At 37.0% G+C, this 19,509-nt stretch carries 19 protein-coding genes and 1 other annotated feature (1 of these 20 cut by a window edge); of the genes, 13 read left to right on the top strand and 6 right to left on the bottom strand.

The window, feature by feature from the left end; genetic code table 11:
• Positions 1-50 (top strand) — a binding site (T-box leader); it begins 178 nt to the left of the window's first position.
• A 70-nt stretch (positions 51-120) separates the two neighbouring features.
• Positions 121-1,377 carry a tyrosine--tRNA ligase gene (gene tyrS, locus F0362_RS22940; RefSeq protein WP_000512098.1) on the top strand — a complete coding sequence of 419 codons (1,257 nt, stop codon included), beginning with the start codon at positions 121-123 and terminating at the stop codon, positions 1,375-1,377.
• A 77-nt stretch (positions 1,378-1,454) separates the two neighbouring features.
• Here the strand turns inward: tyrS and F0362_RS22935 are convergent, their stop codons facing one another.
• A complete protein-coding gene (locus F0362_RS22935; RefSeq protein ID WP_000154645.1) occupies positions 1,455-1,757 on the bottom strand; it encodes a YjdJ family protein in 303 nt (100 codons plus the stop codon).
• 150 nt (positions 1,758-1,907) lie between these two features.
• On the opposite strand from F0362_RS22935, the gene F0362_RS22930 reads away from it, so the two are divergent.
• Complete coding sequence (locus F0362_RS22930) at positions 1,908-2,036, top strand: hypothetical protein (RefSeq protein WP_000050940.1); 129 nt, start codon at positions 1,908-1,910, stop codon at positions 2,034-2,036.
• An 87-nt stretch (positions 2,037-2,123) separates the two neighbouring features.
• Here F0362_RS22930 and F0362_RS22925 read toward each other — a convergent pair whose 3' ends face one another.
• Entirely contained in the window at positions 2,124-3,272 is a 1,149-nt protein-coding gene (locus F0362_RS22925) for a type I restriction endonuclease (protein ID WP_149889980.1), read from the bottom strand.
• A gap of 244 nt (positions 3,273-3,516) precedes the next feature.
• Positions 3,517-4,119, bottom strand: a complete 603-nt coding sequence (gene rpsD / locus F0362_RS22920) for a 30S ribosomal protein S4 (RefSeq protein ID WP_000135316.1) — start codon at positions 4,117-4,119, stop codon at positions 3,517-3,519.
• A gap of 399 nt (positions 4,120-4,518) precedes the next feature.
• Between rpsD and megL the strand changes: the two genes are divergently transcribed.
• The gene (gene megL, locus F0362_RS22915; RefSeq protein WP_000726604.1) at positions 4,519-5,697 is read left to right on the top strand and encodes a methionine gamma-lyase; all 1,179 of its coding nucleotides are present in this window, start codon (positions 4,519-4,521) and stop codon (positions 5,695-5,697) included.
• 59 nt (positions 5,698-5,756) lie between these two features.
• On the opposite strand, the gene F0362_RS22910 is transcribed toward megL, so the two are convergent.
• The gene (locus tag F0362_RS22910) at positions 5,757-6,236 is read right to left on the bottom strand and encodes a GAF domain-containing protein (RefSeq protein WP_000494323.1); all 480 of its coding nucleotides are present in this window, start codon (positions 6,234-6,236) and stop codon (positions 5,757-5,759) included.
• A 147-nt stretch (positions 6,237-6,383) separates the two neighbouring features.
• On the opposite strand from F0362_RS22910, the gene refZ reads away from it, so the two are divergent.
• Entirely contained in the window at positions 6,384-7,022 is a 639-nt protein-coding gene (refZ, locus tag F0362_RS22905; RefSeq protein ID WP_000814925.1) for a forespore capture DNA-binding protein RefZ, read from the top strand.
• Positions 7,023-7,033: 11 nt separating this feature from the next.
• On the opposite strand, the gene F0362_RS22900 is transcribed toward refZ, so the two are convergent.
• Positions 7,034-7,978 (bottom strand): DMT family transporter, encoded by a 945-nt coding sequence (locus tag F0362_RS22900; protein WP_001036045.1) that lies wholly within the window; start codon positions 7,976-7,978, stop codon positions 7,034-7,036.
• A gap of 124 nt (positions 7,979-8,102) precedes the next feature.
• Between F0362_RS22900 and F0362_RS22895 the strand changes: the two genes are divergently transcribed.
• From F0362_RS22895 to F0362_RS22860, 8 genes are all read left to right on the top strand, one after another.
• A complete protein-coding gene (locus F0362_RS22895; RefSeq protein WP_000362577.1) occupies positions 8,103-8,942 on the top strand; it encodes a LysR family transcriptional regulator in 840 nt (279 codons plus the stop codon).
• A gap of 210 nt (positions 8,943-9,152) precedes the next feature.
• On the top strand, positions 9,153-10,865 hold the full coding sequence (gene ezrA / locus F0362_RS22890) for a septation ring formation regulator EzrA (RefSeq protein ID WP_000377321.1): 1,713 nt from the start codon (positions 9,153-9,155) through the stop codon (positions 10,863-10,865).
• A 236-nt stretch (positions 10,866-11,101) separates the two neighbouring features.
• A complete protein-coding gene (locus tag F0362_RS22885) occupies positions 11,102-12,244 on the top strand; it encodes a cysteine desulfurase family protein (RefSeq protein ID WP_000638978.1) in 1,143 nt (380 codons plus the stop codon).
• Positions 12,245-12,250: 6 nt separating this feature from the next.
• Positions 12,251-13,465, top strand: a complete 1,215-nt coding sequence (gene thiI, locus F0362_RS22880; RefSeq protein ID WP_000989269.1) for a tRNA uracil 4-sulfurtransferase ThiI — start codon at positions 12,251-12,253, stop codon at positions 13,463-13,465.
• Positions 13,466-13,545: 80 nt separating this feature from the next.
• Positions 13,546-13,743, top strand: coding sequence for an alpha/beta-type small acid-soluble spore protein (locus F0362_RS22875; protein ID WP_000124490.1), 198 nt, complete (start codon positions 13,546-13,548; stop codon positions 13,741-13,743).
• A 176-nt stretch (positions 13,744-13,919) separates the two neighbouring features.
• Positions 13,920-15,506, top strand: a complete 1,587-nt coding sequence (locus F0362_RS22870; RefSeq protein ID WP_000817731.1) for an acyl-CoA synthetase MbcS — start codon at positions 13,920-13,922, stop codon at positions 15,504-15,506.
• 102 nt (positions 15,507-15,608) lie between these two features.
• Positions 15,609-16,040 carry a VOC family protein gene (locus F0362_RS22865; RefSeq protein WP_000600354.1) on the top strand — a complete coding sequence of 144 codons (432 nt, stop codon included), beginning with the start codon at positions 15,609-15,611 and terminating at the stop codon, positions 16,038-16,040.
• An 87-nt stretch (positions 16,041-16,127) separates the two neighbouring features.
• On the top strand, positions 16,128-17,699 hold the full coding sequence (locus F0362_RS22860) for an amidohydrolase (protein WP_000504002.1): 1,572 nt from the start codon (positions 16,128-16,130) through the stop codon (positions 17,697-17,699).
• A 153-nt stretch (positions 17,700-17,852) separates the two neighbouring features.
• On the opposite strand, the gene F0362_RS22855 is transcribed toward F0362_RS22860, so the two are convergent.
• Positions 17,853-18,656, bottom strand: a complete 804-nt coding sequence (locus F0362_RS22855; RefSeq protein WP_000785189.1) for an NAD kinase — start codon at positions 18,654-18,656, stop codon at positions 17,853-17,855.
• A 205-nt stretch (positions 18,657-18,861) separates the two neighbouring features.
• On the opposite strand from F0362_RS22855, the gene F0362_RS22850 reads away from it, so the two are divergent.
• On the top strand, positions 18,862-19,500 hold the full coding sequence (locus tag F0362_RS22850; protein ID WP_002093186.1) for a DUF2953 domain-containing protein: 639 nt from the start codon (positions 18,862-18,864) through the stop codon (positions 19,498-19,500).
• The last annotated feature ends 9 nt before the right edge of the window (positions 19,501-19,509 follow it).

Raw genomic sequence — 19,509 nt, 5'->3', positions numbered from 1 at the left:
TTTTTGCCTGCAACTAGGGTGGTAACGCGATAATCAAAATCGTCCCTTATTTGAAGGGGCGATTTTTTTATGTTTTCAACCTTCACGCCAGTAATGAACTTAAAGGAGAGTATGTAGGATATGGGTATTTTACAAGATCTTGAATTTCGCGGTCTAATTAATCAGCAAACAGATGCTGAGGGCCTTGAGCAATTATTAGAAAAAGAAAGTGTTAAATTATACTGTGGTTTCGACCCGACAGCGGATAGCTTACACATCGGTCATATGTTACCAGTATTAATGTTACGTCGTTTCCAATTAGCTGGTCACCAACCAATCGCACTTGTTGGCGGTGGTACTGGTATGATCGGTGACCCCAGTGGTAAAAAAGCAGAGCGTACATTAAATACGAAAGATACAGTTGCTTACTACACAGAAAGCATTAAAAACCAACTTTCAAACTTCTTAGAGTTCGAAAACGTGGAAAACCCAGCAACAATGGCTAATAACTATGATTGGCTTGGTAACTTAGATGTAATTTCATTCTTACGCGATATCGGTAAAAACTTCGGTTTAAACTATATGTTAGCAAAAGATACAGTAGCATCTCGTTTAGAGACGGGTATTTCATTCACTGAGTTTAGTTACATGATCTTACAATCATACGACTTCTTAAACTTATACCAACACCATAATTGCCGCCTACAAATCGGTGGTAGTGACCAATGGGGTAACATTACAGCTGGTCTTGAATTAATCCGTAAATCAGAAGAAGATGCGAAAGCATTCGGTTTAACAATTCCACTTGTTACAAAATCTGACGGTACGAAGTTTGGTAAAACAGAAGGCGGCGCAATTTGGTTAGATCCAGAGAAAACAACTCCTTACGAGTTCTACCAATTCTGGATTAACACAGATGACCGCGACGTTGTTAAATACTTAAAATACTTCACATTCTTATCTCATGAAGAAATTCTTGAGCTTGAAAAGCAAGTAGCTGAAGCGCCAGAAAAACGTGCAGCACAAAAAGCGTTAGGTTCTGAAATGACAAAACTTGTTCACGGTGAAGAAGCATTAGAGCAAGCGATTAAAATTTCAGCTGCACTATTCAGCGGTTCTGTAGCAGAACTGACTGCAAATGAAATCGAACAAGGATTCAAAGACGTACCATCTGTAGAACGTACTGCAGAAGATACAGTATTAATCGACTTACTTGTAGAAAGCAAAATCTCTCCATCAAAACGTCAAGCACGTGAAGATGTAACGAACGGTGCAATCTACGTAAACGGTGAGCGTACACAAGCATTAGACTATGTTGTAACAGAAAACGACCGCATCGAAGGTAAATTCACAATCATTCGCCGCGGTAAGAAGAAATATTTCTTAATTCGTTACTAATCAGAAACGAATATAAACAAATAGTACCCCGGATTGTAGGCTGAAAGGTTTATGATTCGGGGTTTTTATGTATGAATTTAGATTACCTTACGAGTTCTTGTAAATAGAATATGAAGAATTAATACGAGCATATAAAGTAAGCTAATGAGCATAACAATAAATGCTGTTGGATAAAATTTTGCTGCATATATAAAGAAATCGATTTGATAAATATCTTGGTAATTTGAAACGGTGCCTTTAAAATAATTCGTAAACTTAGCGCTATATTTCCATTCATCAGGATAATCTATTAAATTACTCCCCTGATACCAACTCATAAGTGTTGAAGTAATAAAAAGCATACATGCACTGCCCAATTGAACCATTTGGTTTATCGTCAAAAGAAATCAACCTCCTATTTTATGGTTATTATAGCGTGCATTCGTATCCCTGTAACCTTTTTGTTGTAATCTCCTTTTCGAGTTCATACGGAAATCACATGTAAGCGGTATGATAAACGTATAACAAATAGAAAGGAGTGGTAAAACAAAATGTCACTAGAAGCGCTCATTATTTTTTCTTTGCTAAATGCGGGTCAGCTTGCAGAGAATTCGAAGGTTGATATACATAAAGAGCAAAAAGATGCTTATGTATATGTTCAAAAAGAGGAAAATAAATAATTTTATTTTATATATAAATGACAAAAAGCCAATCCAGAGGATTGGCTTTTTGTCATTGTGTTGGAAAAAGAGGGGAAATCCCTCTTTTTAAACATTAGCTAAAATTTGATCATAGCATGAAATAATAAGTGGTTCCAAATCTTTTAAATCATTAACATTATCAATGAAAATTCTACTTACTCCCTGTGATTTTGGGGCTTGCTCAACAACGAAATTAGGGCATAGCTGTTTAGTAGCTTCTAGATCTAGTCTTATAACTAAGGATTTTGCATCTCCATCAAGGAAGAGACGTATAAACCATTTTGTGATTACACGATTCATGATGCAAAAATAACTAATAGTATCTTTATATTTGAGGTCACTGATGTCTCTTTGATTTTCAGTTAATATTTCTTTAACAATGTTAAAGGCAGTCAGTTCATCTTCGGTAGTGAAAACTCTATCTGTTTTGTCTTCTTTGCTAATGTCTTCCATTATTTCGGCAGAAGCGGCTGCAACTAGGCTTGTTTCTATTTTCTCCGTTATTTTTGTTTCTTTTGGTGTTAAACCATCACTGATTATTTCTAATAGTGTTCGATTAATTGCTTTTTTAACAATTGGTCGGAACCGCTCTAAAACGTTATTTGTAATTCTAGTTGAGCTAAAGTCTTTAATTAGAAAACGAAGGAAGTCATCTGAAGGATTTTTAAATAACTCTTTAATTGTGGAGTTTAAATTGGTCATATAAATAAGTTCTTCGGCATATTTTACGATCTCTTCAGCTTCAAAATTCTCTTTTGTAAAAGTTTCAATCGTTTCAATATCTAAATTACTTAAATTATCCATACTGAATGTGAAGAAAGGTTTTTCATCCATTAAATTGTCATTTGTTAAATCAGTATAAAATTTGTATTCTATACCATTAGTTAGTACCCCTACTTTGACATCAGGTAAGGCATTGAAATACCTAGATAGTTGCGCATCGTGTTTAAGGAGGTTTTCTGTTACAGGTTTTGCCTCAATTAAAATAATTGGAACTCCATTTTTGAAAACCGCATAATCGACTTTTTCCCCCTTTTTAGTTCCAAAGTCTGCAATATACTCAGGTCTAACTTCTAAAGGGCTAAAAACGTCATAACCTAGCTTTTGAAGAAAAGGAATAATTAAGGATTGCTTGGTCATTTCTTCATTAGTTATGTACTCTTTTCGTTCTAAAATTTGGTTAGCTATTTTGTTTATGTCATTTCTGAATTCCATATCAACGTCTCCTCGTTATAAAGTTTAAACTTAATATTAATACTATTATTTAAAAATTCATAATATAACATAAGTTATGTATGGAAATAGGAAGGTTATTTTTATATTTGAATTTGATTAGATTAGATAAAAAATATTTGTTTTAGGTGGGAGTATAGAGTATTGGGATTTTTATGTTACGTGGGATATAAAAAATTATGGTGAGAATTGAAAAAAGCCAATCCAGAGGATTGGCTTTTTGTCATTAACGAGAGTAGAACTCTACGATTAATGCTTCGTTGATTTCAGCTGCTAACTCAGAACGCTCAGCGTGACGAGTGTAAGTAGCTTCTAATTTATCAGCATCGAAAGTTAAGTATTCTGGTACGAAGTTGTTAACTTCGATCGCTTCTTTAACAACAACAAGGCTGTTAGATTTTTCGCGAACGCTGATAGTTTGACCAGGTTTAACGCGGTAAGATGGGATATCTACGCGAGCGCCATCAACCATGATGTGACCGTGGTTTACTAATTGGCGAGCTGCACGACGAGTGCGAGCTAAGCCCATACGGTAAACTAAGTTGTCAAGACGAGCTTCAAGAAGGATCATGAAGTTTTCGCCGTGCTTACCAGGCATTTTACCTGCTTGGTCAAATGTGCGACGGAATTGACGCTCAGTCATGCCGTACATGTGACGAAGTTTTTGTTTCTCTTGTAATTGTAAACCGTATTCTGAAAGTTTCTTACGTTGGTTAGGACCGTGAGGACCTGGTGCGTAAGGGCGTTTTTCTAATTCTTTTCCTGTGCCGCTTAGAGAGATTCCAAGACGACGAGACAGTTTCCAAGCTGGACCTGTATAACGAGCCATAGTTGACTCCTCCTTTAAAAATGTTTTTATTTACGTAAAATAAAAACAGACGTAATCGATATTTACGGGCATTTTGTTTTCATGTACCTTCGCTCCAGCAGCAGGGAGTTACGAGATACACCTCCGTAGAGGAACAAAATACAAACGATAAACTCACATTACAAGGCTGCCTTTTTATTTTACACAAACGCTATTATATCTTTTACCCAGAGTTTCGTCAAGCGAGTACGTTTTTGTTTTATGCATATAAATTTTGGAAATTAATATAAGAAGGAATTTAAAACAATATAAAAGAAGAGATAGAAACACAAATGAAACGCTTACATAAAATGTAGTAAAAACATTCATCAGTTTTTTAATGGTGAATATGCGGGATAAAAACATAAAGGGGATGTTTTTATGAAAAAGAAGCATATGGAGACAGCGTTAATTCATCACGGTTATACATCTGAGGAACATAAAGGAAGTTTAACACCACCGTTATTTCAAACGTCTACATTTACATTTGAGACTGCGCAGCAAGGAGAGGCGAGTTTTGCGGGAGTAGATCCGTCTTATATTTACTCAAGACTTGGAAATCCAACTGTAAAATTATTTGAAGAGCGCATGGCTGTGTTAGAAGGGGGAGAAGAAGCACTTGCTTTCGGATCCGGAATGGCAGCTATTTCAGCAACGTTAATTGGCTTTCTAAAAGCTGGAGATCATATTATTTGTTCAAACGGATTATATGGGTGCACGTACGGATTTTTAGAAGTGTTAGAAGAGAAATTTATGATTACACATTCGTTTTGTGATATGGAGACAGAGACTGATATTGAAAATAAGATTCGCCCAAATACAAAGCTCATTTTCGTTGAAACACCGATTAATCCAACGATGAAATTAATCGATTTAAAACAAGTGATTCGAGTTGCGAAGCGAAATGGCCTACTCGTCATTGTTGATAATACGTTTTGTTCACCTTATTTACAAAGACCGCTTGAGCTTGGTTGTGATGCTGTTGTGCATAGTGCGACAAAATATATTGGTGGCCATGGTGATGTTGTAGCGGGTGTAACAATTTGTAAAACGAAAGTGTTAGCTGAAAAAATTCGTCCGATGCGAAAAGATATCGGCGGTATTATGGCGCCGTTTGATGCGTGGTTATTATTACGCGGATTAAAGACGTTAGCAGTAAGAATGGATCGTCATTGTGATAATGCAGAAAAAATTGTATCGTTCCTAAAAAATCATGATGTAGTAGAAGGGGTTTGGTACCCAGAAGGGGAGTTAGCATCTCGCCAAATGAAACGGGGCGGTGGCGTTATTTCTTTTTCTGTCAAAGGCGGGAAAGAGGAAACGCAAGCGTTTATCAATGACCTTCACTTTATTACGATCGCGGTAAGTTTAGGTGATACAGAAACGTTAATTCAGCATCCAGCAACGATGACGCATGCTGCGATTCCAGCGGAACTAAGAAAAGAAATGGGTATTTTCGATAATTTAATACGTTTATCTGTCGGTTTAGAATCGTGGGAGGATATCGTTTCTGATTTGGAGCAAGCGTTAAAGAAAATATCTACTGTTAGTAATCAATAAAAAAGAGTGAGCTATCGGTTTCGTACATTACGTACTTAATCGATAACTCACTCTTTTTCTTATATATGTTTTAACAGTGTTTCCACAAACTTTTCTAAATAGTGCTGATCTACTTCATCGAAACGATTTTTTTCAGGACTATCAATATCCAGTACACCAATGACATTTCCGTCTTTTATAATCGGTACAACGATTTCCGAATTAGAGGCACTATCGCAAGCGATATGTCCTGGGAATTGGTGAACGTCCGCTACAAGTTGCGTTGTTTTCGTTTCAGCTGCTACGCCGCAAACGCCGCGCCCAAATGGAATACGTACGCATGCTGGCATTCCTTGGAATGGCCCGAGAACGAGCTGATTTCCTTCTGTTACATAAAAGCCAACCCAATTAACGCGATCTAAAAATTGGTTTAATAATGCGGACGCATTTGATAAGTTTGCGACTACGTTTAATTCGCCAGTTAATAATGCATCCAGTTGTTTAATTACTGTCTCATACTGCTTTTCACGAGAACCTGCATAACTTTCTTTTGTAAACATGGAAACAACTCCCTTTTTATCGAGATGTGTAAAATATTAGCAAAATACGATGTATTTCACATGACTTTGTCGATAGAAAATTAAAGGAATTTGTCTTAAAAGTCAAGAAATTTAAACTATAGCTGTTCAGTGAGAGGAAGTGAGCGCATGAAGCAGACGAAACAAAAAGTAATTGATGCGGCAATATCGTTGTTTAATACGAAAGGTTATGACGGGACATCAGTGCGAGACATTGCAAAGCGAGCGGATGTGAATGTAGCGAATATTTCATACTATTTTGCTGGAAAGCAAGGCCTATTAGAGCAGCTTATTACTGATTTTTTAGAAGGATATATTCATGTGATTGAAACGTCCTTTGAACAGAGAGAGTATTTGTCGGCTAAAGATGTGATGGTGCAAATGGTGCGCGGGATTTTACGATATCAATTTGAAAATAGGGAACTGACACGTTTTTTTTATAGAGAGCTTTCGCTTGATACGACATTAATTCGTGAAGTGATGACCGTTTATTTTTCTAAAGAAAGATATTATATCGAACAAATCATTAGAGAAGGACAAATGAAGAAAGAGTTTCGAAAGGTATCTTTTACAATGTTTATGACGCAATTAAAAGGCATGATAAATATGCCGTTTTTATATCCACAGTATATATCAGAAGTATTACATTCTTTTCCATCCGAAACATTTTTCTTAGAAATGTATACGAAGGAAATTGAGCAATGGATGGAACAAGCATTATGTAAAACGAATATGTATCAGGAATGGCCAAGAGCTGTTCATATGTGAAAAATCCCCACCTAACGAACCGAGGTGGGGATTCTTGTAGTTTCTTTTCTTTGCCATAAATTGTTACATAATAGCGCAATAATTGTTAATGAGGCTCCGGCAATTTCGATTTTGTCGACCGTATAACCTCGAAATATGGAACCGATAAGTGCAAGGACAGGAACTAAATTCATAAATAATATGCCGTTAATAGATGAAATATAGCGATTCCCCATATTCCAGCAAAACACAGCGATAACACCTGCAATAATCGACATATAAAAGAGTTCAAAACGAACGCTCACAATTGTGCGTAATGATGGTACAGTAATGACGTTTGTGTAAGTTAATAAAGTGACAATAACGATGAGTGACATTGAACCGAACAAACAAGTTAACGTTGTATATCGAAGTGGTGACCAAGATTGAAAACGAGCACCGCCATTTGTATAAATGACCCAGCAAGTAACGCCGCATAACATCAATATATTCGTAGATAAGTGACTTGCAGCTCCAAATAATAAGTGAATATTTCCTTTTGAAATGACAAGCATAACACCGAGTAATGCAACGAACATACAAAGGAAAGTGTAGTTTTGTGGACGCTTATTTTTTGTTATCCATTGTAATGACAAGGCAATTAGTGGCATGAGAGACTGAATCATCGCTGCATGGATTGCTCCAGAAGGTCCGGCAAGTTGTTGTCCGTAGAAAACGAGAAAACCATATCCAGCGAAACCGACTGTTCCGTAAAAGAATAAAGAAAGTGTTCGTTTTTCTAAGCGGAGCGAATGTGTCCCTTCAGTGATCAATAGCAAAATAAGAAAAATAATAGCTGCAGATCCGTAGCGGATAGTTGTGAAAAAGAACGGATCGATAAATTGTAAGGCATTTGCCATTACAGGAAACATAAATCCCCAGGCAGTTACGGCAAGTAAGCATAGGAGGGATCCGAAGAGCATTTGTTTTTTGTTCAAGAGTACCATTCTCCTTTACATTTCGTTATAGTAAGTTGATGAAATAAGTATAAAGATTAATGATTTATAGAAGGAAATATCGATTTTTTATAACAGTTATAACTTTTTGTTAGAGGTGTATATGATGGATTTAGAGGCAGTACGATCGTTTATGGAAGTAAAGCATACGCGCAGTTTATCAAAGGCAAGTAAGCTTTTACATATTTCACAACCAGCGCTTAGTAAACAAATTCAAAGATTAGAAGCGGATTTAGAGGTTACTTTACTCAAGCGTTCTGCTCAAGGAGTGGAGTTAACAGAGGCTGGTGAGATATTTATAGCAAGAATGTTACCGATTTTGGAACGAATACATGAAGTGAAAACGGAAATGAAGAAATATCAAGAAAAACGGAAAATCTCTATAGGTATATTGCCAAGTTTAGCGGCGCGTTACATATCGGAATGCAAAGATATATTAAGTGATGGATTCGAAATAGAATGGAAAATTGAGCATACGAAAGTATTAATGGAATTGTTTAAAGAGCGGAAGATTGAAGCGATGTTCATTGATTCAGTAGTAGAAGGCGCTACATATATAAAAGAAATGCGGGAGGAAAAAATTGTTTGTGTAGTTTCAAATGATCATCCTTATAAAGAGAAAACAATAATCCGAATGGAAGGTTTGGAACATGAGAAATTAATTGTGTACCCAGAAATATGTGATGTAAGGAAAATGATTATGAAAATGTTTCAAGGTATAGGTGCGAAACCAATCATTGCGTTTGAAACTTCTTATGCAGAACCGATGCTTGCGATGGTCGGAGCTGGACTTGGTATCACTTTACTTCCAGAAATGTCAGTGGAGCAAGCGGTAAAGCAGGGGAATGTGCATGTGATTTCTGTTGAACCCCCACTCATGCGCAAAATCTATTTCGTATCTCATATGAAAGAGTGCCCGTTATGGCAATCATTTGAGGATAGGTAGTGAAGCGGGCGGAAGATTAAGAAAGATTACAATTGCATTTAAAGAAACATGAAATTTTAAAAAAAACTAGGTCAAAAACACGTCATTACATGGTATGATTAGTACATTGTTAGTTGTTAAATATAGGGGAATTCCCTTTTTATACATAATGCCTTCCATTTCATAAACGGAACGGACAAAAAAAGAGATATAACTAGGAGGCTTTTTTGCATGGATTCTATCCTGACGATCGTTATCATTGTAGTAAGCTCTATTCTAGTGCTGCTCATGATAGAGCTTGTGATAAGAAATCGTTCATATAAAGATATTGAAGCACTGGAGCAGTGGAAACAAGAAATAAAAGATAAACCTGTAGCAGATGAACTAAAGCGAGTAAAAGATTTGAACATGACAGGTCAAACAGAAGAACTGTTTGGTAAATGGCGTGAAGAGTGGGATGAAATCGTATCAACAACTCTTCCAAAAGCTGAAAAAGATTTAGGGCAAGCGCGAAAATTCGCCTCGCAATTCTCCTTCCGCAAAGCAAAGCATGCGATGAACGAATCCATAAGTGGTTTAGATGACGCTGATAATCGTATTACAGACATTTTAAATGAATTACAGCAACTGTTAGAAAGCCATGAAAAAAATAGCTCGGAAATTGAAGGGTTACGTGATACATATCGTAGTATGAAAAAGAGTGTTCTTGCCCATCGACACATGTATGGAGCAGCTGAGCAGAGAATTGAAGAGATGCTAGATGCCGAATCTAATAAATTTAATAGTTTTGAAGAAGCAACAAATAATGGCGACTATTTAAAAGCGAGAGAAATTGTTATTAGTTTGGAAGAAGGTTTAGCTAATTTAGAAATCATTATTCACCAAATTCCAGATTTATTGGTAGAGTGTCAAGCAACGTTACCAGTTCAACTGGAAGATTTATTACACGGACATAATGATATGGTAAGACAAGGTTATGTATTAGATTACCTGGAAATCCCTAAAGAAGTCCGCGATATGACGACACAACTACAAACATGTTTAATGGATATACAGGAGCTTCATATAACGGAAGCGGCTGAAAAAGTAGAAAAATTAAAAACTCGTTTAGACGGTTTTTATGATCAACTAGAACAAGAAGTGCATGCGAGACATTATGTAGAGCAAAAAACACTTTCTGTTTATGAAGATTTAGAAGAACTTCGTGAAGAAACAATTGAAACGAAAGCAGAAACGCAACTTGTGAAACAAAGCTATCAGTTACAAGATAAGGATATTGAGTCTCAAAAAGTAATTGAAAAGCAAATGCACATTTTAATGAAACGTTTTGAAGTGATGCAATTACGCGTTGCTGAACAAGATATTGCATTCTCTATAATTCGTGAGGAATTAGAAGAGGTTTATGAGCAATGTGAAACTTTAAAAGTACTTCATGCAGAATATAAAGAAATGCTACAAACGATGCGTAAAGAAGAATTTGAAGCGCGTGAGAAGTTGCAGGAAATGCGCAATACAATTTTTGAAACGAAACGCTTTATGCAAAAGTCGAATTTGCCAGGTCTTCCAGAGAGTATTATGGAAGATTTACAAAGAGGGCAAATGGCAATGCAAGCTGTATATGAGCAATTAGAAATAAAACCGTTAAATATGCATGCTGTAAATAGCAGTTTAGAAGAAGCATACACAACTGTTAACGGTGTAGCTGAAATGACAGAAGAGTTAATTGGACAAGCGTATTTAGTTGAAAAATTAATTCAATACGGAAACCGTTACCGCAGTCATGATGAAAATCTTGCAGAAAGCTTAAATTATGCAGAGAAATTATTCCGTGAATATCAATACGATGCAGCTTTAGAACAAGCGGCTTCTGTACTAGAGCAACTTGAACCTGGCGTTGTTCAAAAAATAGCTGAATATGTAGACAATGAACAAACCCTTTCATAAAGGGTTTGTTTTTTTGTGTAATTTTGAAGGCGATGTTGCTATAATGAATAGCGGAATACAGTAAGGTTATTCGTTTCAAAATAAAGTGAAACTGTAATCAGTGGGGGGGATTCATCCCCCACTGATTACTAGCCTTCACCAATCGGGATAAAACGGAACCTTTGTGTAGTCTTAGCGTAATTACACGTATTTATGATATGATTATATGATGTGATAGCGCTGAAAGGGGAAGAACGATGATCTATTTTGATAATAGTGCGACGACAAAGCCATATCCAGAAGCCCTTCAATCGTACGTAACGGTTGCTGGGAAATATTTTGGAAATCCTTCTTCTATTCATTCGCTTGGAGGAGAGGCAGAGCGTCTATTAACACAATCAAGAACGATTGCAGCGCAGCTTCTTCACGTAAAACCTTCTGAAATTATTTTCACATCGGGTGGAACGGAAGGGAATAACCTTGCGATTAAAGGGATAGCGATGAGGAATCGTTCGCGCGGCAAACATATCATTACAACAAATATTGAACACGCGTCTGTGTTTGAGGCATATAAGCAATTAGAAGAACTCGGGTTTGATGTAACATATTTACCGGTTAACGAGCATGGTGTTGTATCGGTAGAGGATGTGAAGCGAGTGCTTCGTGAAGATACAATTCTTGTTTCAATTATTCATGTGAACAACGAAACTGGAGCAATTCAGCCCGTTGCTGAAATTGGAACGTTATTATCGAATTATCCGAAAATAAGATTCCATGTGGACCATGTACAAGGGATAGGAAAAGTACCGCTTAATTTATATGCTTCGCATATTGACCTTTGCTCAATATCTGGACATAAATTCCACAGTGTAAAAGGAACAGGTCTTCTTTACGTGCGTGATGGCGTAAGATTAGATCCGATTTTATCAGGTGGTCAACAAGAGCTTAAGTATCGCTCTGGTACAGAGAACTTACCTGGCATTGTAGCGATGGTGAAAGCACTTCGCATGACAATGGAACAAGTGAAAGAAAAGATAGCTCATTTGCAAAGTTTACAAACAGAGCTTGTACGTTTCTTTAAAGAAATGGAAGATGTAACAATTAATACGTCGCTTGCATATGCAGCACCACACATTTTAAATGTGTCGTTTGTCGGTTTAAAACCGGAAGTGGTCGTTCATGCTTTAGAAGAACACGGTGTATATGTATCAACGAAGTCTGCTTGTTCTTCAAAAGCGAATGAAGTGAGCAGAGTGTTAGTGTCAATGGGAGTACCGCATGCAGCTGCTGCAAGCGCTATTCGTATTAGTCTAGCACCAGACAACACGATGGAAGAAGTAAAACAATTTGAAGGTATTGTAAAAGAGACAATGCCAAAATTATATGAAGTGATGAGGTAAAGAAATATGATGACATATGAATATATTTTAGTACGTTACGGAGAAATGACGACAAAAGGTAAGAACCGTTCTAAATTTGTAAGCACATTAAAAGATAACGTTAAGTTCAAACTGAAAAAATTCCCAAACATTAAAATCGATGCAACACATGACCGTATGTACATTCAGTTAAATGGCGAAGACCATGAAGCGATTGCTGAAAGATTGAAAGATGTATTTGGTATTCATAAGTTTAATTTAGCGATGAAAGTACCATCAGAATTAGAAGATATTAAAAAAGGTGCATTAGCAGCTTTCTTACAAGTAAAAGATGATGTGAAAACATTTAAAATTACAGTGCACCGTTCTGATAAACGTTTCCCAATGAAGACGATGGAGTTACTTCCAGAAATTGGCGGGCACATTTTAGAAAATACAGAGGATATCACAGTAGACGTCCATAATCCAGATGTGAATGTACGTGTAGAAATTCGCAGTGGTTACAGCTATATTATGTGTGGTGAGCACATGGGAGCTGGCGGTTTACCAGTTGGCGTTGGCGGAAAAGTAATGGTACTTCTTTCTGGTGGTATTGATAGCCCAGTAGCAGCGTACTTAACGATGAAACGCGGCGTATCTGTGGAGGCAGTTCACTTCCATAGTCCACCTTTTACAAGTGAGCGTGCGAAACAAAAAGTAATCGATTTAGCACAAGAGTTAACGAAATACTGTAAACGTGTAACACTTCACCTTGTTCCATTTACTGAAGTGCAAAAAACGATTAATAAAGAAATTCCATCTAGTTATTCTATGACAGTAATGCGTCGTATGATGATGCGTATTACAGAGCAGATTGCAGAGGAGCGTAATGCACTTGCAATTACGACTGGTGAAAGTCTTGGACAAGTAGCGAGCCAAACGTTAGATAGTATGCATACGATTAATGAAGTGACAAACTATCCTGTTATTCGTCCGCTTATTACGATGGATAAATTAGAAATTATTAAAATCGCTGAAGAAATCGGCACATATGATATCTCAATTCGTCCATACGAAGATTGCTGTACAGTATTCACACCAGCAAGCCCAGCGACGAAGCCGAAGCGTGAAAAAGCGAATCGTTTTGAAGCGAAATATGATTTCACACCATTAATCGAAGAAGCTGTAGCAAACAAAGAAACAATGGTATTACAAACGGTAGAAGTAGTAGCGGAAGAAGAAAAATTCGAAGAACTTTTCTAAAACCATAAATTACCATATCTAAAATGTGTATGAAGTCATGTTATTTATCACACTCTATACTCACAAGGAGGTGATATAACATGGCACGTAGCACAAATAAATTAGCGGTTCCTGGTGCTGAATCAGCATTAGACCAAATGAAATACGAAATCGCTCAAGAGTTTGGTGTTCAACTTGGAGCGGATGCAACATCTCGCGCTAACGGTTCTGTTGGTGGCGAAATTACGAAACGTCTAGTTTCACTAGCTGAGCAACAATTAGGCGGTTTCCAAAAATAATTCCATATACAATGGCTTAGAAAGAGCGGGTTCTCCCCGCTCTTTCTTTTTGTTGTTCGTATTAGTATAAATTCATTTCGACAAAAGCATAAAAAAATTGTCAAAAGAAGAGGGTTCAAAATTTACTGAAAATTCTTTATTATATAAGGGAGGCATAAAGAAAAAGGAGGATGTTTATGAAGAGAGAGGAATTGTTGGCACCACCATCTTATAATTTAGTTTCAGAAATAGAGAAATATACAGACGATAAAGAGAAGCTTGCTTTAATTTGGCAAGATGATAAAGGGAATAGACGAGAAGTTACATATTTTGAATTAATGCAAGGTGCAAATAAAATTGGAAACGCTTTTATAAAAAGTGGCTTACAAAAAGGGGACAAGCTCCTTATTATGATGCCGCGTTTAATTGAAGCTTACATGACGTATATCGCTGCGATTAAAGCAGGATTTGTCGTAATTCCGAGTTCGGAAATGTTGCGTAAAAAAGATATTGAATACCGCATTGGACACGGAGAAGTAAAAGCGATTGTAAGTTATGAACCATATATCGGACAGTTTGATAACATAGGGGCGATGGAATCTCTTCAAAAGTTCGTTCTGAGCGAGCAGTCAGTAGACGGATGGATCAATTTAAAAACAGCATTAGAAACAGAAAGTGACATGTTAGAAATGGCGAAAACAGATAAAGAAGATATGGTCTTTTTATCTTATACGTCAGGGACGACAGGAAACCCGAAAGGAGTTGTTCATACGCATGCGTGGGCATACGCTCATTTACGTACGAGCGCCCCAAATTGGCTCGGAATTGAAGAGAATGATGTTGTATGGGCAACGGCTAGCCCAGGGTGGCAAAAGTGGATTTGGAGCCCGTTTTTAGCCACTCTCGGTTCAGGGGCAACAGGATTTGTATACAACGGTAAGTTTGAACCGAAAACGTATTTAAATTTATTAGACGATAATAAGGTGAATGTGCTTTGTTGTACACCGACTGAGTATAGATTAATGGCAAAGGTAGAAGACTTGACTGAGTACAATTTAGAAGCGTTACATAGCGCTGTATCCGCAGGTGAGCCGTTAAATAGAGAAGTCATTGAAACGTTCCAAAAGCACTTTGATATTACAGTAAGAGATGGCTATGGGCAAACGGAAAATACATTACTTGTTGGCGTAATGAAAGGGATGGATATTAGACCGGGATCAATGGGGAAACCAACGCCAGGAAACCATGTTGATATCGTTAATGAAGAAGGAATCCCAGTGCAGGTAGGAGAAGTTGGCGATATTGCAGTTCATATTGAAACACCAGCCCTCTTTAAGCAATATTATAAAGATGATGAACGCACAGCGATGCAATTCCGTGGTGATTATTATATTACGGGTGATAAAGCGAAAAAAGATGAAGACGGCTATTTCTGGTTTGAAGGGCGCGGAGATGATATTATCATTAGCTCTGGTTACACAATCGGGCCGTTCGAAGTTGAAGATGCACTTGTAAAACATCCTTACGTAAGAGAATGTGCGGTTGTCGCAAGTCCGGATGAAATTCGAGGGAGTGTCGTGAAGGCATTTATCGTATTAAGAGAGAATATAGAAAAGAACGAAGAAACATTAATTCCAGTGCTCCAACAACACGTGAAAGAACTCACTGCACCATATAAATATCCTCGCAAAATTGAATTTGTAGATGAACTACCAAAAACGATTTCCGGAAAAATTCGTCGTATTGAACTTAGAAAACAAGAGATGGAGCTCCCTTCCAAATAATTTTGAAAATAGACAAGTAAATAGTTGAATGAAATGTAAAACGATGATATTATAAAAACGAACACAAGTTCGATTTTATAAACTAAAAAAAGAGGTGTCCGTATGATTTTAGGTATTAATCCGTACTTAGTTTTAGATGGTAGTGGGCAAGAAGCTGTACAGTTTTACAAAGAGGCATTAGACGCAAAAGTAGAAGTAATGCAAACTTTTGGTGACATGCCTGAAAATCCAGAATACCCGATTCCAGCTGAAGCGAAAGAGCGCGTTTTACATGCTACTTTAAAAGTTGGTAATACGGACCTTATGATTTCTGATACATTCCCAGGTCAAGGGCATGCAATCGGATCTCAAGTAACAATCGCAATTCAAATTAGTAATGCAGAAAAAGCAAAAGAAGTATTCGAAAAGTTACAAGAGGGTGGAGAAGTTATTATGCCACTTCAAGAAACGTTCTGGAGCCCAGCATACGGACAACTAAAAGATAAATTTAGCATTGAATGGCAAATTACAACGTCTACTACTGAACAAAAATAATTTTGGGAAAGCACCATTTTTAATTCAAATGGTGCTTTTTTTATACGGATTAATCTCGTAGACTAAAGGGAAAAAGGGGATGAGCATATGGGAGAAATTTGGTATGGCGGCACCATTTACACGATGCGAGAAGAGAATGAAAAAGTAGACGCTGTTTATGTTGAAAACGGTGTGATCGTTGATGTCGGGAGTAAAGAAGAGTTAGAAGACCGATATGCTACTACGGTTAAATTGCACGATTTAGAAGGCAAAACGATGATTCCAGGTCTCGTTGATAGTCATATGCATCTTATTGGGCATGGAGAGAGGTTACTCCGTCTAGATTTATCAAATTGTACATCTTATGGCGAAGTACTTACTCTTGTTCAGAAGCAAGTAGAAGACGCGCCAAAAGGTTGTTGGATTATCGGAGAAGGCTGGAATGAAAATAACTTTACAGATACGAAAGATGTTCACGCACGTGATTTAGATGCAATTTCGAAAGAACATCCCATTTTATTAAAACGAGTTTGTCGTCATGTTACATGGGTGAATTCATACATACTGCAAGAAGCGAACATAACAGAAGAGACGCAAGATCCGAAAGGCGGGAAAATTGGCCGGGATGCATCAAATAAGTTAACAGGGCTTTTATATGAACAAGGACAAGAATTAATGAAACACGTTCAGCCTGAAATTGATGAAGCTTATTTACAAAGAGCTTTGCAAACAGCGATTAAAGACTGCTGGCAATACGGAATCGTTGGTGGGCATACGGAAGATTTAAATTATTATGGTGGTTTTAGAAAAACGTATAATGCGTTTTCTTACGTTATAAAAGAAATGCCATTTAAAGCGCATTTACTCGTTCATCATGAAGTAGCAAATGAAAGAAAAGAATATGAAAATGAGCACTATATTGAATTTGGTGCGATGAAAATTTTCTCTGACGGTTCTTTTGGCGGAAGAACTGCTTTATTAAGTGAACCGTATGAAGATGCGAAGGAAACAAATGGAGTTGCGATTTTCTCACGTGAAGAGCTTGCATGTTTAGTGAAAAAAGCACGTGATTTACATATGTCAGTTGCCATTCATACTATAGGTGACTTATCGCTTGAATATGTCATTGATGCACTCGAATTATATCCACCAGCAGAAGGGGTGCGTGACCGTATTATTCATTGCCAGCTAGCTCGTGAAGAGTTGATTGAAAGAGTGAAACACTTGCCAGCTATTATTGATATTCAACCGGTCTTTGTTTCATCAGATTTTCCATCAGTCATTGAAAAACTAGGCGAGCGTCGTCTTCGTTACGCGTATGCTTGGAAGACGTTACTGGACGCAGGCTTACATTGCAACGGTGGTTCAGATGCTCCTATTGAACAAGTGAATCCGTTTTTAGGCATATATAGCGCTGTTACACGTAGAAGTTTTATTGACAGTGTATGCTATATGCCTGAGGAAAGATTAACGGCATATGAGGCTGTTTCTTTATTTACGACAGGAAGTGCTTATGCAATAGGAAAAGAAGCGAAGCGAGGACAAATTATAAAAGGATATGAAGCAGACTTTACGATATTAGATCGAAACATATTTGAAATAGAGGCAGAAGAAATAAAAGAAGTACAAGCGGAAATGACCGTCATTGATGGCCAGGTTGCCTATAGAAAAGATGCGTAAAAATATATCAGCGATTTTCGGAATATATCGACTTACCGACAAAAACTGACAAGAATAGCGACCGGATAGCGAGAGATTGTTGGCCGCGCCAATCGGGATAAATAAATAACCGCAAAATTATGGGATCCCCATAATTTTGCGGTTATTTTAATACTATAAAAATGTTCTCTGTACTTTTTCCCAGAAGGAATTGTTTTTTAATTTTACTGTTTTAATTTGTTTATCGCTTAAGCGTACAACAGCTTTTTCAACTTGTTTAATGCTAAGCGCTTCGTTATCCATGCCGATAACAGGATAATCGTTACCGTCTGGTTTAAGTTTTAAAGTTAGTGTACGTTCGTGGTTTAAGATGAACGGTGAACCGAGCGTACGGTATGTGTTGTTATTTAAAGATGCTAGTTCGCTTACTTGGAAACATGGGATAAGCGGATCGACAACGGCACCATGTAATGATTTATTGTAAGCTGTACTTCCTGTTGGGGTAGAAACAACTAAACCGTCACCTCTAAATGTTTCGAAATATAAATCATCAACGTGAACATCTACAACGAATGTTTTAATAATGCTAGAACGTAATGAGAATTCATTTAAACAATGGAAAGATGTACCGTGATCTACATCTACCTGAATTGTTGGATATTTTCGCACTTCAATTTCATTTTTTGTAATTTCTTGAAGGGCTGTATCAACGTGATCAATGTGGAAATCACAGTAGAAAGAAATTTCATCTTTCGTAGAAATCCCTGCGTATAAGCAATCTTCTCTAAAACCAGTTTTACGAACGGCTTGTAAGAAAGTTGCATCATCTCCAACACTGACGATAGCGTTTGCATTTTTTGGTTGATCTAATATGGTAAATCCATTCTCTTCTAAAATGCGATAGATTGGTTTCATCTTTTCAACGAGCGTTGCTTTGTCATCACCATAAAAGAAAAATAAATTGCGACGATCTGCCATTATGTATCCCTCCACTGCAGTTAAATTTTCTGTTTTTCGTGCTACATATCATTAGAGTCCGTTCCCTGATGATATGTTCAAATAATATATTTCGATATAAATTGTCAAAATACCTTTTTATTTTTAGAAAAATTTTTATATTCAATCTTACGGAACTCTGTTTAATGATGAATAAACTTGTCGATAATGGGTACGGAGTGAAAGGATGATACGTATGAAGTGGCTCGTAATTGGAATAATAATTCTTCTCCTTTTTATTTTGCTTATACTATTGTCGAAAATAAAGCTTAAAGTGACATTTTTATATTCAGAAATGGAAAAGCAATGTTTGTTTCAAGTGAAAATATGGATGATTCGATATACATTTGATGTGTTGGAAAGAATTGAAAAACAGCAGAAAAAGACAGGACAGAAAATCGAAAAAGCTGAGAAGGACGGCGGAATAGATAATAAAATTATGGCGCAACTTGACAGCATCGGGGAACTGATAAAAAGGCTTCAAAAAGTTCATACTATCGTTAAAGATTTTCTCAAACGAGTGAAAATCAATGGTTGGAAATGGCATACGCAAATTGGAGCAGGCGACGCAGCTAGTACTGGAATTGTCACTGGATATGCATGGGGGACAAAAGGAATGGCTGCTGGAGTTATAGGACAATATATGCATATTGTCGATGTACCAGAATTTGAAATTATCCCTGTTTTTCAAGGGAAGGGATTTGCATCAAGGTGCGAGTTAACAGCATCTTTTCGTATATTTCGTGCTATAAAAACAGGATTCAAATTACTCATGTTTATGAGAAAGCAAAAATCTGGTATGACAGAAAAATCTGTTCAAGCATAGGGGGGATAT

Origin of the sequence: Bacillus sp. BS98, assembly GCF_008432245.1 — a bacterium.
GTDB lineage: Bacteria > Bacillota > Bacilli > Bacillales > Bacillaceae_G > Bacillus_A > Bacillus_A toyonensis.
Note: the sequence above shows the minus strand (reverse complement) of the source record. Positions and strands in the feature narration are given on the sequence as shown.

What these genes read in the sequence shown, in the direction of transcription:
- F0362_RS22850 (WP_002093186.1), top strand. Translation starts at nt 18,862, where the DNA reads ATGATACGTATGAAGTGGCTCGTAATTGGAATAATAATTCTTCTCCTT.
- F0362_RS22925 (WP_149889980.1), bottom strand. Translation starts at nt 3,272, where the DNA reads ATGGAATTCAGAAATGACATAAACAAAATAGCTAACCAAATTTTAGAA.
- ezrA (WP_000377321.1), top strand. Translation starts at nt 9,153, where the DNA reads ATGGATTCTATCCTGACGATCGTTATCATTGTAGTAAGCTCTATTCTA.
- megL (WP_000726604.1), top strand. Translation starts at nt 4,519, where the DNA reads ATGAAAAAGAAGCATATGGAGACAGCGTTAATTCATCACGGTTATACA.
- F0362_RS22860 (WP_000504002.1), top strand. Translation starts at nt 16,128, where the DNA reads ATGGGAGAAATTTGGTATGGCGGCACCATTTACACGATGCGAGAAGAG.
- F0362_RS22865 (WP_000600354.1), top strand. Translation starts at nt 15,609, where the DNA reads ATGATTTTAGGTATTAATCCGTACTTAGTTTTAGATGGTAGTGGGCAA.
- tyrS (WP_000512098.1), top strand. Translation starts at nt 121, where the DNA reads ATGGGTATTTTACAAGATCTTGAATTTCGCGGTCTAATTAATCAGCAA.
- F0362_RS22855 (WP_000785189.1), bottom strand. Translation starts at nt 18,656, where the DNA reads ATGGCAGATCGTCGCAATTTATTTTTCTTTTATGGTGATGACAAAGCA.
- F0362_RS22910 (WP_000494323.1), bottom strand. Translation starts at nt 6,236, where the DNA reads ATGTTTACAAAAGAAAGTTATGCAGGTTCTCGTGAAAAGCAGTATGAG.
- rpsD (WP_000135316.1), bottom strand. Translation starts at nt 4,119, where the DNA reads ATGGCTCGTTATACAGGTCCAGCTTGGAAACTGTCTCGTCGTCTTGGA.
- F0362_RS22875 (WP_000124490.1), top strand. Translation starts at nt 13,546, where the DNA reads ATGGCACGTAGCACAAATAAATTAGCGGTTCCTGGTGCTGAATCAGCA.
- F0362_RS22885 (WP_000638978.1), top strand. Translation starts at nt 11,102, where the DNA reads ATGATCTATTTTGATAATAGTGCGACGACAAAGCCATATCCAGAAGCC.
- F0362_RS22870 (WP_000817731.1), top strand. Translation starts at nt 13,920, where the DNA reads ATGAAGAGAGAGGAATTGTTGGCACCACCATCTTATAATTTAGTTTCA.
- F0362_RS22895 (WP_000362577.1), top strand. Translation starts at nt 8,103, where the DNA reads ATGGATTTAGAGGCAGTACGATCGTTTATGGAAGTAAAGCATACGCGC.
- refZ (WP_000814925.1), top strand. Translation starts at nt 6,384, where the DNA reads ATGAAGCAGACGAAACAAAAAGTAATTGATGCGGCAATATCGTTGTTT.
- thiI (WP_000989269.1), top strand. Translation starts at nt 12,251, where the DNA reads ATGATGACATATGAATATATTTTAGTACGTTACGGAGAAATGACGACA.
- F0362_RS22930 (WP_000050940.1), top strand. Translation starts at nt 1,908, where the DNA reads ATGTCACTAGAAGCGCTCATTATTTTTTCTTTGCTAAATGCGGGTCAG.